Source organism: Cytobacillus spongiae (assembly GCF_021390075.1).
The window spans coordinates 3,569,775-3,586,377 of the sequence record NZ_CP089997.1 but is presented as its reverse complement, the minus strand read 5'-3'; the positions used below and the strand labels follow the sequence as shown (position 1 = coordinate 3,586,377).

14 protein-coding genes, 1 riboswitch and 1 other annotated feature are annotated in these 16,603 nt (G+C 37.2%); of the genes, 9 read left to right on the top strand and 5 right to left on the bottom strand.

Translation table 11 applies throughout. The features are described 5' to 3' along the window. Positions 1-3 precede the first annotated feature (3 nt). Both LS684_RS18160 and LS684_RS18155 read right to left on the bottom strand, forming a co-directional pair. Positions 4-561: a hypothetical protein gene (locus tag LS684_RS18160; RefSeq protein ID WP_233808132.1), complete on the bottom strand. Its 558-nt coding sequence runs from the start codon at positions 559-561 to the stop codon at positions 4-6. Positions 562-660: 99 nt separating this feature from the next. Then, entirely contained in the window at positions 661-981 is a 321-nt protein-coding gene (locus tag LS684_RS18155; RefSeq protein WP_233808130.1) for a helix-turn-helix domain-containing protein, read from the bottom strand. 160 nt (positions 982-1,141) lie between these two features. Between LS684_RS18155 and LS684_RS18150 the strand changes: the two genes are divergently transcribed. The 5 genes from LS684_RS18150 to LS684_RS18130 all read left to right on the top strand — a co-directional run bounded on the left by LS684_RS18150 (position 1,142) and on the right by LS684_RS18130 (position 8,154). Then, complete coding sequence (locus LS684_RS18150) at positions 1,142-1,753, top strand: alpha/beta fold hydrolase (protein ID WP_233808128.1); 612 nt, start codon at positions 1,142-1,144, stop codon at positions 1,751-1,753. A gap of 251 nt (positions 1,754-2,004) precedes the next feature. Then, positions 2,005-2,260: a binding site (T-box leader), on the top strand. A gap of 47 nt (positions 2,261-2,307) precedes the next feature. Continuing rightward, positions 2,308-5,403: an isoleucine--tRNA ligase gene (gene ileS, locus LS684_RS18145; RefSeq protein ID WP_233808126.1), complete on the top strand. Its 3,096-nt coding sequence runs from the start codon at positions 2,308-2,310 to the stop codon at positions 5,401-5,403. Positions 5,404-5,533: 130 nt separating this feature from the next. Then, positions 5,534-5,621: riboswitch (cyclic di-GMP riboswitch) on the top strand. A 77-nt stretch (positions 5,622-5,698) separates the two neighbouring features. Further along, the gene (locus tag LS684_RS18140; RefSeq protein ID WP_233808115.1) at positions 5,699-7,342 is read left to right on the top strand and encodes a thiamine pyrophosphate-binding protein; all 1,644 of its coding nucleotides are present in this window, start codon (positions 5,699-5,701) and stop codon (positions 7,340-7,342) included. Positions 7,343-7,371: 29 nt separating this feature from the next. Next, positions 7,372-7,737 (top strand): carboxymuconolactone decarboxylase family protein, encoded by a 366-nt coding sequence (locus LS684_RS18135; protein WP_233808114.1) that lies wholly within the window; start codon positions 7,372-7,374, stop codon positions 7,735-7,737. Positions 7,738-7,767: 30 nt separating this feature from the next. Continuing rightward, positions 7,768-8,154, top strand: a complete 387-nt coding sequence (locus LS684_RS18130) for a hypothetical protein (RefSeq protein WP_233808110.1) — start codon at positions 7,768-7,770, stop codon at positions 8,152-8,154. A gap of 20 nt (positions 8,155-8,174) precedes the next feature. Here the strand turns inward: LS684_RS18130 and LS684_RS18125 are convergent, their stop codons facing one another. Next, positions 8,175-9,644, bottom strand: a complete 1,470-nt coding sequence (locus LS684_RS18125) for an ATP-binding protein (RefSeq protein WP_233808109.1) — start codon at positions 9,642-9,644, stop codon at positions 8,175-8,177. A gap of 112 nt (positions 9,645-9,756) precedes the next feature. Next, positions 9,757-10,236: an Lrp/AsnC family transcriptional regulator gene (locus LS684_RS18120; RefSeq protein ID WP_233808103.1), complete on the bottom strand. Its 480-nt coding sequence runs from the start codon at positions 10,234-10,236 to the stop codon at positions 9,757-9,759. A gap of 274 nt (positions 10,237-10,510) precedes the next feature. On the opposite strand from LS684_RS18120, the gene LS684_RS18115 reads away from it, so the two are divergent. Beyond that, entirely contained in the window at positions 10,511-11,425 is a 915-nt protein-coding gene (locus tag LS684_RS18115) for a DMT family transporter (protein WP_233811699.1), read from the top strand. A gap of 59 nt (positions 11,426-11,484) precedes the next feature. Here LS684_RS18115 and LS684_RS18110 read toward each other — a convergent pair whose 3' ends face one another. Further along, a complete protein-coding gene (locus LS684_RS18110; RefSeq protein ID WP_233808101.1) occupies positions 11,485-12,159 on the bottom strand; it encodes a lysoplasmalogenase in 675 nt (224 codons plus the stop codon). A gap of 615 nt (positions 12,160-12,774) precedes the next feature. Between LS684_RS18110 and LS684_RS18105 the strand changes: the two genes are divergently transcribed. From LS684_RS18105 to LS684_RS18095, 3 genes are all read left to right on the top strand, one after another. Further along, positions 12,775-13,887: a sugar ABC transporter substrate-binding protein gene (locus LS684_RS18105; RefSeq protein ID WP_233808099.1), complete on the top strand. Its 1,113-nt coding sequence runs from the start codon at positions 12,775-12,777 to the stop codon at positions 13,885-13,887. Positions 13,888-14,079: 192 nt separating this feature from the next. After that, positions 14,080-15,588, top strand: coding sequence for a sugar ABC transporter ATP-binding protein (locus tag LS684_RS18100; RefSeq protein WP_233808098.1), 1,509 nt, complete (start codon positions 14,080-14,082; stop codon positions 15,586-15,588). A gap of 1 nt (position 15,589) precedes the next feature. Next, positions 15,590-16,591: an ABC transporter permease gene (locus tag LS684_RS18095; RefSeq protein ID WP_233808096.1), complete on the top strand. Its 1,002-nt coding sequence runs from the start codon at positions 15,590-15,592 to the stop codon at positions 16,589-16,591. Positions 16,592-16,603 lie beyond the last annotated feature (12 nt).

Sequence of the window (16,603 nt, the reverse complement as noted above, 5' to 3'; positions counted from 1 at the left end):
CATTTAGGCTTCTTCTAATAGAAAATCAGGATAACCTTTATTCTCAGCTTGATCATACTTATCATAGAAATTATAGTATGTGCTTTTACTTCCTACATAATCACTCCCAGCACTCCATCCAATTTTTCTATACCAATATGGGACAGTACCTTTTTGAGCTAGTCCTACATAAGTAGATACATAGGGTGTGTGTATTTGAAAGGCTATATCTAGTCTTGATAACCACCAGTTAACTTTGTTGAAGCTCAATTCTGAACAAATGACTTGGAGTGTACTATAAAGTTTTTGTTTCAGTATTTCAGTTGTTAGCTCGTCAACAGGGAACAGTTCCATGCTTTTAGTTCCTTGTACTAGAGTTAGAGGTTCTATGACAAGAGCTAGATAGTATGCGGATACATTGGGTGCTACTGTTAACGTGGCTTTCTGTATGCATGGTATTCCAAATGGGTCTGACAAGGTTGGTGGTATTTCTTGTGTTAATAGAGATTGGCTAAGAGTCTCATTGACGCTCAAAATTTGTGAATATGAAAATGCTGCCTTAATCTCAAAAGTGTGAATCATTATAATTCCTCCAATTTTGTCAGGTAAGTCGCCCTTATTTTAATAACCTATTACTTTAGTAGAGGCGACTTTTCACACTTTTTGAGAAAAAATCTTAAATTATTTTTCTAAGTTTTCTAGAGCTCGGAGCAAGACTTGGTATCTGGGCTCTTGAACTAGAGATTCGAATTGTAATATTTTTTTCAGTTCGTCTATTTTATTGCCAATAGGTTCTAAAAATTGATTTTCTTTAACAAAAAAAGTAAATGGTTGTTCTAATACATCCATTAGCTTTAAGAATGTTTGTACTTTTAATTGTGAATGCCCGTTCTCAATTCGCCATAGGGCATGCACATTCATTTGAGCTATTTCTGCTGTTTCTTCTAAAGATAAACCTTTCAAATGTCGAGCAAGCTTTAACCTCTGTAAGTCTAATTTCATAAAATATTCCTCCTCTGAAAAAATTTATACACTCCTTAATTACCCGTTGAATTAGATGCTCCTATAGGACCATTGATATTTTTATAGAAAAACACACAAAGGATTTTCAACTGCCAATCAAGAATACTAATCATAAAACTCTGAGGGAGCGGTGATTCATATGGGTGATGATAAAAGGATTCCGTACCGATTGATTGAGCAAAGAGAAGCTACGAATAGATTGGTTATGATCTTACCTGGAGCGGGTTATTCTACACAGGCTCCATTGTTACATTTTTCAACCGGGTTGTTTTATGCTAACGGATTTGATGTTTTACATATTAACTACTCATTTAGTAGGCAGGAGATGGCTGAATTAAAAGAAGAGGACTTTGCTAGAGATGTACAGCATGCATTTGAGGCACGTATTAATAAGAAGAAATACAGTCAATATGTTATTGTGGCGAAGTCGGTCGGAACGATTGCGTTGAGCTACTTGCTAGATCATCCGATATTAAAAGATGTAAAACTAGTATGGTTGACTCCATTATTACAAAGAGATGATGTGTTTCATTCTATGGTCAATTGCGATAAGGAAGGGCTTTGCGTCATAGGTGATCAAGATCCTTGTTACTTGGAAGAACGCTATGAAAAATTAAAATCTAATCTTAAACTTACGTTGAAATTAGTTGATGGTGGTAATCATAGTCTAGAATTGGATCAGCAACCCATTACGTCGATTGACTGCGTAAAGGATGTTATGACTTCTATTCAAATGTTCGTACTTAAATGATAGATACAATCGAATGGTGCTGTGGATATTCTTTGGAATGCTACTCTACATCGATTTGTCAAAGAGGCTACCTTAATCATACTTTTTTCCGTTTGCACATAGCTCAAACGAAACAAAATTGAAAAACGAATGGATGTTGCCCCAATTACCGTTGAACTACAAAAGAGAAGGTATTTCTAATTGTTTCCAAAAAATATATTGACTCTTTAAAGAATTTTTCATATCCTAATCATAATATATACTTACAAGAATGAAATTCGTTGACGAGAACGAGTAAATATGAAACCTGATCCACAGAGAGTTGACGCTTGGTGAAAGTCAATGTACAGGCCGTATTGAAAATCCTCTCTGAGAAGCAAGGCTGAAGTGAGTAAGTCTTGACGGGATTCCGCCGTTAAAAGGGACACGTATGATAGTACGTAGTATGAGCGCTGAAATTTATCTCTCCAAGTGTTGAGGTGGATTTTAGAAGTAAGGTGGTCACGCGAGATGAAACTCGTCCTTATATCAAGGGCGAGTTTTTTTATTTTCCCATTAATAAGGAGGAGCAGAAAATGAGTCAAGTACATGTCAATGAACCCCCCTGGGTAAGAGAAAAGCGAATTCAACAGGTTTGGAAAGATGAAAGGATATTCGAGCAATCGATTTCTAATAGAGAAGGGAAAGAAATCTTCGTGTTATATGAAGGACCACCAACTGCTAATGGCTTACCACATGCAGGGCATGTCCTCGGTAGAGTTATAAAAGATTTTGTTGCTCGCTATCAAACGATGAATGGATACCAAGTTAAACGAAAAGCGGGTTGGGATACACATGGGTTACCTGTTGAGCTTGGGGTAGAAAAACAGTTGGGGATTTCAGGGAAACAAGAAATCGAAGAATATGGAGTCGAGAAGTTTATTGGAAAATGCAAAGAAAGTGTATTTTCATATGAAAAAGAGTGGCGGAAGTTTACGGAGATGATTGGATATTGGGTGGACATGAACGAACCATATATCACATTAGATAACCATTACATTGAATCGGTTTGGTATATCTTGTCCACCATTCATCAAAAAGGTCTGTTATATAAAGGGCACAGGGTTAGCCCGTATTGTCCTAGCTGCCAAACTTCCTTAAGTTCACATGAAGTGGCTCAAGGCTATAAGGATGTTAAGGACCTGTCTGTAACGGCTAAATTTAAAATTGAGGGTACCGAAAATCAATACATCCTTGGATGGACAACTACGCCTTGGACATTACCAGCGAATGTTGCGTTGGCAGTTCACCGAGAATTGATATATGTGAAAGTCCTTCAAAATGATGAAATATATGTGGTGGCAGAAGAACGCTTGCGAAATGTATTGAAAGGTGATTATACAGTCTTAAGCACCCATAAGGGAGAAGATTTTGTTGGTGTTTCCTATGCTTCACCATTTTCATATGTGAAAGTAAAAAATGGCCATCAAGTCGTTCATGCTGATTTTGTTACAAATTCGAGTGGAACAGGAATCGTCCATTTAGCCCCAGCATATGGAGAGGATGATTACCAAGCTGTACTAGACAATCACTTTGACTTTGTAAATGTCGTAGATGGTTCAGGTTGCTATACTGAGGAAGTTATAGAGCTTGCTGGTAGATTTGTAAAGGATTGCGATGTGGATATTATTAAAATGCTTGCCGCAAAAGGCTTGTTATTTGATAAAGAAAAGTATGGGCATAGCTATCCCCACTGCTGGCGATGTGATTCTCCATTGCTGTACTATGCGATGGAAGGATGGTTTATCCAAACAACTGCCATGAAAGAGATGATGAAGCAAAACAATGATGCAGTTACATGGCATCCAGCTCATATAAAGGATGGACGATTTGGAAATTTCTTAGATCATATGGTGGATTGGAATCTTGGACGAAACCGGTACTGGGGAACTCCACTTAATATTTGGGAATGTCAATCCTGCCACCATCAGTATGCCCCTTTAAGCTTAGCCGATATGAGGAAGTATGCCACACATGAGATATCTGCTGACATTGAGCTTCATAAACCATATGTAGATCAAGTTCGATTAAGGTGTTCATGCTGTGGGGAGGAAATGGTTCGTACGAAAGAAGTCATTGATGTATGGTTTGATAGTGGTTCAATGCCATTTGCCCAATATCATTACCCATTTGAAAACAAGGAATTATTTGAGAAACAATTTCCAGCGGATGTAATTGCGGAGGGTGTGGATCAAACGAGAGGTTGGTTTTACAGCTTGCTCGCTGTTTCTACACTATTTACAGGCAAGGTTCCCTATAAGCGGGTTCTCTCACTAGGGCATATTTTAGATGAGGCTGGGCGAAAGATGTCTAAGAGCAAAGGGAATGTCATGAATCCAGTAGAACTCATTGAAGAGTTTGGCGCTGACGCACTAAGATGGGCTCTACTAGCTGACAGTGCCCCATGGAGCAATAAGAAATTTTCAAAACAAGTAGTGAGTCAGGCTAAATCTAAATTGGTAGATACATTCGTGAACATTCACTCCTTTTACTCCCTATATGCAAGCATCGATCAGTTCGCTTCGGAAAAAAGTCAGAAAGGTACAAATACGCTTTTAGATCAATGGGTCTTATCTAGGTTAAATACCGTCATAAAAGATGTTAAAAAGCTATTAGAAAAGTATGAGATAACAAGTGCTGCAAGGGAGTTACTAAGCTTTGTAGATGAAGTAAGTAATTGGTATATCCGTAGATCACGGGAGCGATTTTGGAGTGAAGGAATAAGTGAGGATAAGCTGGCAGCATTCCACACCTTATACGAGGTACAAGTAAAACTATGTCAGTTGTTAGCTCCATTCACGCCGTTTGTTGCAGATGATATTTATCGAAATTTAACAGGAAGTAGTGTTCATTTATCTAACTTTCCAGAAGTGAATGTTCATCAAATAGATGAAGTACTAGAACAACAAATGGGAGGTGTACTTCAAGTCGTGGAGCTGGCTCGCTCCGTAAGAAATGCAACTGGTATTAAAACAAAACAACCGCTTTCAAAATTAGTTATTATGTCTACTGATGAAGGGGGTGAACTTGAGTTCCTGAAGGATTTCACACGTATTATTGAAGAAGAAGTAAATGTTAAAGAGGTGATAACTACTATACCTTCAGAAACCCTTCGGTATTCACTTAAGCTTCATTTCGGGACGGCAGGACCTAAACTAGGAAATCATACAACATACGTTCATCTATATTTAGAAGGCTTAGACTCAGAATCAGCTAAAGCGGCATTAAAGGATGGAGGCATTTCTGTACAATTGCCAAATGGGGAAGCTGTAAAAATAGATTTGTCAGATGTAGTGATTGAAAAATACGCTGACGGAAATAGGGAGCTTGCATCCAATCGATTATTCACAGTATTGCTAGATACAACGATTAATGAGGAGCTAAAAAGGGAAGGGTTCGCAAGAGAATTGATTCGAGCAGTTCAAAACTATCGAAAAGAATTATCCTTACCTGTTGAGAAGAGAGTGAATATTACAATCGATGCCACAGGGTCTGTTCAAGATACTATACAAGAGTATGAATCCTTACTGAGGAACCATCTGTTAGTAAATCGCTTTTTATTTGGAAAAGATGAACATATGAAATATGTGCAAATTAATGAGCAACATGTTGGGATTTTCATTCATGAATAGAAAAGAACGTTCCTAAAACACCTTTCTAGTTCTTTGCAACTAGGTGAATTGTAAAAGTTATGAAAATCGAAGTGTTTTTCATTGAAAAAAAAGAAGATATTGGATAAAATGACAATATTCGATAATATTTTTACTAATAGGGCAAACTCGTCGAAAGTCGAGGACGCAAAGCCTACAGGTCTAAGGTAACAAACTACTATGATGGCTGGGTTGCACTTTTTATTTGTGATGACGCCCTATTTGTGCTTTTTGGGGCGTTTTTTGTTTTTTCACTTGATAAAGGAGTTTTGCCTAGATGAGAAAAGTTGCTGAAATCCTAACAATGAACTTGAAAAGAATGGGAGTAACAGATGTTTTTGGAATCCCAGGAAAAGCGGTAGTTCCAATCCTACTAGAGTTAGAGAATGCGGGAATCCGTTTCAATTTAACTCGGCATGAAGGAGGAGCTGGATATATTGCTTCGGGATATTCTCTAATGAATAACCATATTGGGGTCGCAATTGGTACATCAGGTCCTGGCGGTACGAACTTATTAACGGCAGCTGCTCAAGCGAAAGCTTGGCATTTACCTGTAGTTTTTCTTACAGGACAGCCCTCTGCAAAGTCTATTGGTAGACCTTTTGGCCAAGATTCGACTCCATTTGGAACGGACTTGGTAAAGATGTTTGAGCCTGTTACGAAGTTTAGCGCCAGAGTTGAAAGAGCAGAATCTTTTGAGAATCTCTTTACACATGCGATTGAGAAAGCTTTATCTGGAGTGAAGGGACCTGTACATCTTTCGATTCCGATGGATGTATTAATAGAAGAGACTGAAGCATTTACTGTAAACATACCAAATGCTATGCACCATATGATTGCTCCTAAAGAGGACTTGCAGCAAGCTTTAAATTCTATAACGAATGCTCAAAGGCCAGTTATGGTACTGGGGAAAGGAGTCCATTCATCTGATGCCTATGAAGAGGTTATTGCATTAGCAGAAGCATTTCACATTCCAGTAATGACCACACCTGGTGGAAAAGGAACGTTTCCAACTACTCACCCTCTGTCATTAGATGGATTTGGCTTAGGTGGATCTTCGAAATCAAATGAGTTCTTGAAAAAGAAGTGTGATCTTATGATTGTCATTGGATCCAAGCTTTCCGATATGTCAATTGTGGGGATTAGCCAGGATCGATATCCTGATCAAGTTATCCAGTTTGATTATGACTATACGTTCATAGCTAAGTCGATTCCAGTCGATACAAAGTCCATCCTTGGTAATGCGAAAGATAATATTAGGTCTTTGCTCGAGCTAACGAATAGGGAGATTAAGAGAAGTATATCTTCAACACTACCATTTATGGAAGATGTGATGAGTGAGACAGATAGTTCTTCAGATCGAATGCTAGCAAAAGAAGTGATTCATACAATTAGGGAAATCCTTCCTGAGGATACGGTATTCTTTGGGGATGATGGTAGTCACTCATTTTATGCGATTCAAAGCTTATCCTTATCCCAACCAGGTACCTTCTTTTTTGATGATGTATTCGGAGCGATGGGGCATGCCATTGGGTACAGTATTGGAGCAAAAGTGAATCAGCCGCATCGGAATATTGTCTGTTTAACAGGGGATGGATGCTTTTTTATGCATGGGAATGAGGTGTCAACGGCAGTTGATATGAAGGTTGCTCCCATTATGATTGTTTTTAATAATGGTAGACTTGATATGGTGGACAAAGGGATGTCAAAGAATGTGGGCAAAGCAGTTGGGACCATCTTTCAGCACGAATTAGATGTGAAGAAATTCAGTGAAGCAATGGGTGCCTTATCCTTTAAATGTTGGAATAAAGAGGATCTAACGGAGGCATTAAAACAAGCAGTAAACTATCAAATGGGTCCAAGTGTGATCGAAGTGATGGTCGATCAAGAAGAAATTCCGCCCACTCTTTCGAGAGGGTAAACTGTTAGGAGTTGAAAGAAGTGTCACAAATGAAAGAAGAACTAAAAAGTGTTGAGAAGCTCGCTGGAAAAAAAGGCGTTTCCATTATGAAGGATCTACAAGAAATATTTCCTGATCTCGGCGAATTAGCTACAAAACTACACAAAGAAATTTATGAAAGAAATATATTAGATTTAAAACAGCAAGAAATCATTACACTTGCGGTTTTAATTTCACAAGGGAATACAGAATCTGCTTTTAGATTCCACATTAATGCCGCTTTACATGCAGGCTTATCCAAGGAAGAAATTTTAGAAATCATTTTTCATTGTGCACCTTATACTGGGTTCCCAAAAGCGATTAACGCTGTGTATGCTGCGTATGATATTTTTGTGGAAAATGGTTTAAGTTCATAATATAAATTTACATTAAGAGGAGAAAAAACTATGTCAATTACATCAAAAGCTGTTACAAAAACTCACAATGGCGCATACTACTGGAGAGCTACTACAACATCGATTACAGTAGAAGAAGCAAAAGATATTTCTGCTAGGGTAAAAAAAGAAATTAGCAGTCCTAGTATTAAATACTTTATTGTTGATAATCGCGATTTAAATGGACCATATAAGCAGGATGTTCAAGAAATTTGGTCTGATCTAATGAATACAGTGGCTCAAAATGTTGAGAAAAACGTAGTCATTTGTAAGGATGTAATTACACAAATGCAAGTGAATCGTATTTCTAGAACTACAGGCACGGCAGATAAAGTGAAGGCCTTTATCGATGAAAAGGAAGCATTGGCATTTATTGATATGACATCATTCCCATTCTAAAAAAAACCTCACTGAGTTACTCAGTGAGGTTTTTTTGATTGAGAAGGTAGTTTGATGGTAAATGTTGTTCCTTCGTTCTCTATTGATTTCACATCAATTTCTCCTTGATGCTCTTTTACAATTTTATAACAGATCGTAAGTCCTAGACCAGAGCCAGTTCCTTTTGTTGTGAAGAAAGGTTCCTTAATGCTCTCGATTAAACGAGCCGGAATTCCGCAGCCTTCATCCGTAATATCTACGGATATGTTCTGTTTCTGATCGCAATACACGTGAATGGTAATTGTTCCACTACTATGCATCGCATCAATTGCATTCTTGATTAAGTTAATAAAGACTTGTTTAATTCGTGATTTATCGCAATTACAGAAATAGTCATCTTCTTTTCCATCAAAGACAAGCTGTATATCTATATTTTTCATACTTGCTTGAGAATCCATTAATATAACAACTTCCTTCACAAGTGTGATCATATTATTAATGTTATAAATAATGGCCTGTGGTTTAGCGAGAGAAAGCATTTCTCCCGTGATTCTTTCAATCTTGTCAATTTCATCTTTAATGATATCTAAGAATAATGTGTCCGATTCTAGAAATCGATTATCTAATAATTGTAATAGTCCCTTTATAGAAGTTAAAGGGTTTCTAATTTCATGAGCTATTCCGGCAGAAAGCTGTCCAACCGATAATAGCTTCTCGCTTTGGATTGTATGCTCTAAGCTCTTTTTATGCTCGGTGATGTCTCGAATGATCACCTGTAAGGAAGGCTTATCTTCCATCATAAAGGGCATAATAACCGATTCAATATAGCGGATATCTCCGTTTAAGCTTAGCATCTCCCATTCATTTTTCATTGTAATCTCTTGAGTGCTCAGAATTTCTGTTGATTTGGTAATGAAATCATGATGATAGGCCGAGGATAGGAAATTTAAAAACGATTTACCTAAAATTTCATTCTCATGCTTTGCTCCTAATAAGTGCATACCTGCTTTGTTAATATATTTGAATATACAATTCGTAACAATGGCTACGGTATCAATGGAATTATCAATAAGCGTCTGATAATACTTTTGATGCATTGTATATTTCGCCTTAATATCGGAAAGGTCTGTATAGCTCTTAATTACAACATAATCAAGGTTTTCTCCATTAATCTCGAACGGTATGAGGGATGATTCTATATTTAATATATTTTTCTTCAATGTAAGGATTTTTTTTTGATTAAATGCTCGTCCTTTTCGCTGCTGACCTAAGTCCATATCTTTAATAATTTCTCTCAGATATTCAGGATGAGCAAAATCTGAAGCGCACGTTCCAATAATTTCTGTTACATCTTCAGCTTGAAATAACGAAACGGCAAGCTGATTCGCGTATACAAAAAATCCATCTTTCCCTATGAGTGTAGGGAAGGGGATTAATTCAATCGAATCCTGTAAAGTATGTTCCATCTCAATGATCTCTTTATAATTATACTTCCCTAACCTATTCTCCATAACACACTTCCAATAGTTAGAATAACTGCTATTCTATTCGTTCTTTATGTTACCTCTATCATAGCAGATTATGACAGTAGGTAGAAGGTCTCAATTAACAAAAATGGATGAATTAGTCTTCTAGAATAGGTAAAAACGTGGAATCCTTAATTTCGCGTAAGGCCAAGCTCGTTTGAATTTTGGTAACGCCGATTTCATTCAATCTTCTAATAAATTCCTCAAGTCCTTTCCTGTCCCTACAAGCAACCTTCAAAAGATAATCATACTCACCTGTTAAGCAATGACATTCCATCACTTCCTTCATGGAATAGAGCGACTTTTCTAATGATGACAGCTTTTCAGCTTCATGAACATTCGTACTCATAAAAACAAAACAAAGGAGATCGAATCCAAGCTTCTCGTGATTTAATATAGCTACCTGGTTTTTAATATACCCATCACTTTCTAAACGCTTAATTCTAGCATGAACAGCTGGTGCTGATAATTTCACCCGTTTTGATATTTCGAGATTGCTAAGCTGACCATCCTTTTGAAGCCAATCTAGAATTTGAATGTCTACATGATCTAATACTCTACTTACAATGGATTCCATTGTGATTTCTCCTTTTCAATCATTCAAAAAACAATCTAAAACCTAATTAAAATATGAATTATTAAAATTATATACGATAAAAAACTTTATTTTATTTCTAATATTTATTATAATACAAAATTTTCTTTTGTTCACTACTAAAAATGTTAAAATAATTCATATAACGATGTCATTGTGCACAATGGCTCTTTCATTCCTTGTTCGATTCATTTCCCTTAGCAGGAGTTTGAGCGGCAAAGTAAAGGAGCTTAATGACGTGAAATATTATTTATTGATGCTGTTAACAAGTCTTCTGTGGGGTGGAAATTTTATAGTAGGGAAAACCCTCGTTGAATATGCATCTCCAGGAACCTTGACGTTCTTAAGGTGGGGAATTGCAGTCATTTGTTTAATACCAATGGTTTGGTGGAAAGAAAAAAAGCTCATTCCTCCTAAACAATCGATTCTTCCTTTAGTCTTGATGGGGGTAACGGGTGTGGCATTATTCCAAGCGCTGCAATTTATGGCGCTGGAAAATACGTCTGCAACCAATGTGGGACTAATATCTACCTTAAACATGTTTTCGATCGCAGCCATCTCTTATCTTTTTCTTAAGGAAAGGGTAAATGGGTATCAACTATTATCAATGATCATTTCTCTGTTTGGAGTTCTACTTGTTCTCTCTAAAGGGAATTTTGAAATGCTTGTCTCTTTATCGTTTAATAAAGGGGATCTCTATATGCTGGTAGCTGTAGGGATGTGGGGGATCTATTCGGTTTGTAGCAAATGGGCAATGAGAATGGTTACTCCTATGATGTCCATCCTTTATTCGGGAATTTTTGGCCTGCTTGTTCTCATTCCATTTACAATACCTACGTTTGCCGTTTCTGCAATTGATATACCTTTTGTCCAATCCATCCTCTATACAGGCCTTATTTCGACCGTTTTGTGTATGGTTTTTTGGAATATTGGTGTCAATCAGCTAGGACCAAGCACTTCAGGATTGTTCTTAAACTTTAATCCTGTTTTCACAGCCATGCTTGCTTATCTATTTCTTGGAGAAAAAATGACGGTTCTTCAAGGTGTTGGAAGTATCATTGTCATGGCAGGATGTATTCTTTTTTCATTAACAAAAACGCACCGAGGAGAATTAAAGGGAAAACGAGTCTTGATACCAGTGAATGTCTTATCAAAAGAGGCTGTAAAATAAATTTATATATAGAAAGAAACAAAGGACGGCTCATCTTACATGGGCCGTCCTTGTTTCTTTTAGAAGGAAGATTTTAATATGCTTTCAGAATGCCTAGGATTACGAGTAATAGTAGAGAGGCTGCTTGCAATCAGAAATTGGGCTAAGTAGTAGGTGGTCATGATCAGCACCTCTGAATAGGCAAAGCTTGTAACAAATAGACTCCAAGAGAGAATAGAGTCAGAGAGGACAAATAGTACACTACCAACAGCAGCCGTCATATTTCTCGTTCGGATGGCTGATAAAGCCATTAGAGAAATGACTAGCATATAAACAATTACTGGGATAATCAGCTGGTTAAGTCCTTCCTCAAGTAAAGAAGAAATCAATTGATTTCCAATGGAAAAAGCATAGATTCCAATCAGAAATAAAGTGACAAATAGATCCTTTTTTGTTCGGGCTGCTTTAAAAAAACCGGATAAATAGAACAAATGCCCAACAAGAAAAGCTCCAAGCCCCGCAATAAAGGACAAAGTAATAAACCAGTCTCCAAGCATACAAAAGAATAGGCCTGTTAAGATCAGACGCTGCGAAGCATTTGGTCTAGAAGAAAACTGCTTGAAAGCATAAACAATGATAAGAACCATAGGAATTAATTTAAAAATTACTTTTACAATTAGCGGCTCATTAGGAATGATAAATATATATAAAACTGCCATCATACCAATGAGAAAAGGAAGCAACCACTTTTTCAACTAACCCACCTCCCGTTTTTTATCAAGCTTCACAACTACAAAAAAGCAATAGTGGTGAAGGTTCATTCAATTTCATAGAGCTTCAAAGTGAATAGAACAAGTTTGTTTCCTCTCTGAGCCTAAAAACGAATGAATTCAAGATTTTTCCTTAAGAATATTTTATTAGATAAAAGATTCAAAATTCCTTTTTTAAGTAGATTGAAAGAAAAATGGTTGGATGATATAGAACAGAAAGGACGAAAAACCGCAACTAGATTTCATGAAGTCCTAGCTACTGCTATAGAAGTCCTATTAATGGCTCTTTCATCCTTTAGATAAAGATCTTAAATAAAGGTGAATAACTTAAGAAACAACAAAATAAACGCTTAATAAATGGGAAAATAAGTAATTTTAATCAGGAAATCCACCAATCAATCAACAAAAAAAGAAAAGAATTAGGTACAAATCCAAATAATTAATGACAAAATCAAAAAAACCATTGTACAAACCTGTATCTGAATGATAAAATTTAAATAATTTTAAAAGTAAGTTTTGTAAGCGTTTTATCACAATTAGGCAAACGGCTTCAATGGCTGTTGGACCTAAGAAAATCCAATTTAGAGGGAGAGTGTAGAAATGAAAAAGGGGTTTTTCAAGAAAACGATGGTTTCTGCGATAGCTATTGGGATGCTATTGACAGGATGTTCTGGTGAAAAAGCATCAGAAAAGCCAAAAGGGAATGAGAATGTTTCACTAGAGAACGTTCCTGAAAGGTTCAAAGATGGCAAGGAAGTAAAAATCAAAGTTATCCGAAAAATTGGTGGAGATGATCATACTGCCCAATTTTTAGCTGGTGCAAAAGAAGAGGGAGAATCCATGGGATTCACTGTTGATATCTTCACAGCAAATGGAGATACAGCTAAATTCCACGATGCAATTGCTCAAGCTGCTGAGGAAGACTATGATGGCTTCATTATTTCACATGGTGATGACGCAGCTACCGTTGATGCAGTGAAGAAGCTTTCTGAAAAAGGAAAAAAAGTTGTGACATTTGACTCAAATCCTGACATTTCTTCCGTTGAAGGTGTAACACTAACTTCTCAAGACGATGAAGCACTTGCAAAATTAGCATTAGATCAAATGGTAAAAGATTTAAATGGGGAAGCGAATGTAGTGTATCTATGGGTAGACGGATTCCCTCCAATGGTTAGACGTAACAATATTTATCAAGAAACATTATCTGCTAACCCTGGCTTAAAAGAAGTAGACCGATTTGGTGTAGCGGCTGCTGATACATCTGTTCAAACGCAAAATGCTGTATCTGCGATGTTAAACAAACATCCAAAAGGTGAAATCGATGCGGTCTTTGCTACATGGGATGCGTTTGCCATCGGTGCTGCTCGTGCAATTAAAGAAGCGGGTAGAGATGAAATCAAGATTTATGGTATTGACGTTTCCAACGCTGACCTGCAATTAATGCAAGAAGAAGGAAACCCATGGAAATATACAGCTGCAGTAGATCCAAAGCTTGTTGGGTCAATAAACTTAAGAATTCTTGCGAAGAAAATTGCAGACGAAGAAACACCTGCTACTTATGACTTAGAAGCTTCACTTATTTCTCAAGAAACGCTTCAAACATCGAAGGAACCAGTAAATATGGTCAACCTTACTGAAATTGTTGAGGGCTGGGGACAGTCTTCTGAGTTTGAAGAAGATTGGATGAAGACGTTAAAGGAATATTATCAATAATCAAGGACCTGAATCTGTCAGCTGACGTGGTAATGGGGTCCGTATAACATAACAGATTTTCAGGCTGCATCTGCAAAAAGTAATTAATACGGAAAGACTTGACTCATAGAAAGGTACGGCTCATTTGTTGAAGTTACCCCAAATGAGTCAGTCTTTTTTAATGTATTCTAGTCGGAAGGCAGGTCAAGGAGTATGGCTAGCACTTTATTAGAAATGAAGAAAATATCAATTGAGTTCCCTGGGGTAAAAGCCTTAAATGAGGTGGATTTTACTACAGAAACGGGTACAACACAGGCACTCATTGGAGCGAATGGTGCAGGAAAGTCTACATTAATGAAGGTGCTCTCTGGTGCGTACAATCATTTTACCGGTGAGATTTTCTTAAATGGTGAGAAAGTGGAGATTCAATCTCCGAAAGATGCTCAAGGATTAGGAATTCAAATTGTGTATCAAGAAGTTGATACAGCTTTAATTCCATATTTAACTGTAGGCGAGAATATTATGCTGAACGAAACAGTTCATGATATGGGGAAAAAACAACTTGTGAATTGGAAAGGCATCCATGAGAGAGCTACGGAAATTTTGAGGGAAATTAACGTAAATGTTCCATCTAAGAAGCTTGTAAGTGAATTAACACTAGCGGAAAAACAAATGGTCTTAATTGCACGATCCATTTCAAAGGAATGTAAATTCTTAATTTTAGATGAGCCAACTGCTCCATTAAGTCATTCAGAAACGAAAGAGCTATTTCGAATTGTCCGAGATTTAAAGAGCAAAAATGTGGGAGTAATCTTTATTTCTCATAGATTACCAGAGCTATTTGAAATTTGTGATGATATTACCGTGATGCGTAATGGAGAATATGTCACAAAAGAAAGAATTGCTGATACGACTCCTAATAAGGTCGTAGAACATATGCTAGGAAGAAAGCTAGACGAGCAATTCCCAGAGAAAGTTGTGAGCATTGGAAATAAAGTCCTAGATGTAAATGGACTTAACGATATGGAACAAAAAATTAAAGATTTCTCCATGCATGTTAATGCAGGTGAGATTGTCGGTATCGCAGGCCTTGTGGGAGCGGGGAAAACAGAATTTTGTAAAACACTATTTGGTGCAACAAAGATTGCCTCAGGTGATATTTCGTTGAATGGGAAGAAGCTTAAAATTAATAATCCCAACGATGCTGTTAAGCAAGGTATTGCCTTAGTACCTGAGGAGCGGCGAAAAGAAGGAATTCTAGTTCTAGAGTCAGTTGCAACGAACTTAACGTCTGCTAATCTAAAGAAATTTAGCCAGTTTTTCAGCTTCTTAAACTTTAAGGAAGAAAAGAAGACTTCTGTTGAGCTAATTAATAGCTTGGGTATTAAAACCCCTTCTGAAGAAACGAAGGTGCAAAATCTGTCTGGAGGGAATCAGCAGAAGGTAGCAATCGGGAAATGGCTCATTGCTGATGCAGATGTATATGTGTTTGATGAGCCAACAAAAGGTGTAGATGTTGGAGCAAAGAAAGATATTTTTGAATTGATTATTAATCTTGCGCAGCGCGGAAAAGCAATTATCTATGCATCTTGTGAGCTATCAGAAATTATCGGTATAACCGATCGAGTGTATGTTGTGTACGATGGAGAAGTTGTAAAAGAACTTGATACTCAAGTGACGAACGAAGAAGAAATTTTATTCTATTCAACAGGAGGCAAGTAAAATGAATGCTTCGAATCCGATTCAAACGAACACATCGAAGAAAAAGGGCTTTGAACTATTTGATTTCTTATATAAGTACGGAACCATCCTTACTATTGCTGTACTGATTATTATCTTTTCGGTAGCAAATCCTTCCTTTATGCAAGGTTCCAATATCGTAAATATTCTACGTTCAATATCCATTGTAACGATCATTGCGATTGGGATTACCATTTCATTATCTGTTAATGGATTCGACTTATCGGTAGGGTCAGTCGCATCCTTATCTAATGCGGTTGTTATATCTATGTTTGTGTGGTTCTCGCAAAATACTCTCGTAGCTATTATTGCAGCGATTGCCGCATCTCTTGTAGTCGGAGCATTAAACTCATTTATGATTGTTAAGATGCGAATTCCAGATATGCTGATGACGCTTGCAACGATGTTTATTATTCAAGGGATTGCCCTTACATATACAAAAGGGGCAACAGTTTCACAGAATATGATTATGGCAGATGGTACTTTTTCTACAGGGGTTATCAGTCCTTTTTTCGCAAAATTGGGACAAGTTCCATGGATTATTATCATCATGGTTGTTGCGGTTATCGTTGTTCACGTTTTCTTAACGTATACAAAGCATGGTAGATACATGTACGTAATTGGTGGAAATCAAGAGGCGGCTAGATTGTCTGGAATCCCGGTTAATAAATATAAGGTGATGGCCTACCTTCTATCAGCAACATTTGCGGCGATTGGAGGAATTATCTTAGCTTCTCGTGTAATGACAGCAGAAATTAATGCAGGTGCCCCATACTTAATGGATTCTGTAGCAGCGGCTTTCATTGGCTTCTCCGTTTTAGGTGCTGGGAAACCAAATGCCTTTGGAACATTTGTTGGAGCTGTGTTAATTGGGATATTACAAAATGGACTCGTTATGATGTCTGTTCCGTATTACTCTATGGATATTGTCAAGGGAACAGTGCTCGCATTTGCGCTTGCATTAACTTACTATAAGCAAAAATAAAAAGAGGGAGCG

Bases quoted from the DNA above. Each gene is read 5' to 3' on its own strand.
- LS684_RS18160 (WP_233808132.1), bottom strand. From the start codon at position 561: ATGATTCACACTTTTGAGATTAAGGCAGCATTTTCATATTCACAAATT.
- LS684_RS18120 (WP_233808103.1), bottom strand. From the start codon at position 10,236: ATGGAATCCATTGTAAGTAGAGTATTAGATCATGTAGACATTCAAATT.
- LS684_RS18105 (WP_233808099.1), top strand. From the start codon at position 12,775: ATGAAAAAGGGGTTTTTCAAGAAAACGATGGTTTCTGCGATAGCTATT.
- LS684_RS18140 (WP_233808115.1), top strand. From the start codon at position 5,699: ATGAGAAAAGTTGCTGAAATCCTAACAATGAACTTGAAAAGAATGGGA.
- LS684_RS18125 (WP_233808109.1), bottom strand. From the start codon at position 9,644: ATGGAGAATAGGTTAGGGAAGTATAATTATAAAGAGATCATTGAGATG.
- LS684_RS18115 (WP_233811699.1), top strand. From the start codon at position 10,511: ATGCTGTTAACAAGTCTTCTGTGGGGTGGAAATTTTATAGTAGGGAAA.
- LS684_RS18135 (WP_233808114.1), top strand. From the start codon at position 7,372: ATGAAAGAAGAACTAAAAAGTGTTGAGAAGCTCGCTGGAAAAAAAGGC.
- LS684_RS18095 (WP_233808096.1), top strand. From the start codon at position 15,590: ATGAATGCTTCGAATCCGATTCAAACGAACACATCGAAGAAAAAGGGC.
- LS684_RS18150 (WP_233808128.1), top strand. From the start codon at position 1,142: ATGGGTGATGATAAAAGGATTCCGTACCGATTGATTGAGCAAAGAGAA.
- ileS (WP_233808126.1), top strand. From the start codon at position 2,308: ATGAGTCAAGTACATGTCAATGAACCCCCCTGGGTAAGAGAAAAGCGA.
- LS684_RS18130 (WP_233808110.1), top strand. From the start codon at position 7,768: ATGTCAATTACATCAAAAGCTGTTACAAAAACTCACAATGGCGCATAC.
- LS684_RS18155 (WP_233808130.1), bottom strand. From the start codon at position 981: ATGAAATTAGACTTACAGAGGTTAAAGCTTGCTCGACATTTGAAAGGT.
- LS684_RS18100 (WP_233808098.1), top strand. From the start codon at position 14,080: ATGGCTAGCACTTTATTAGAAATGAAGAAAATATCAATTGAGTTCCCT.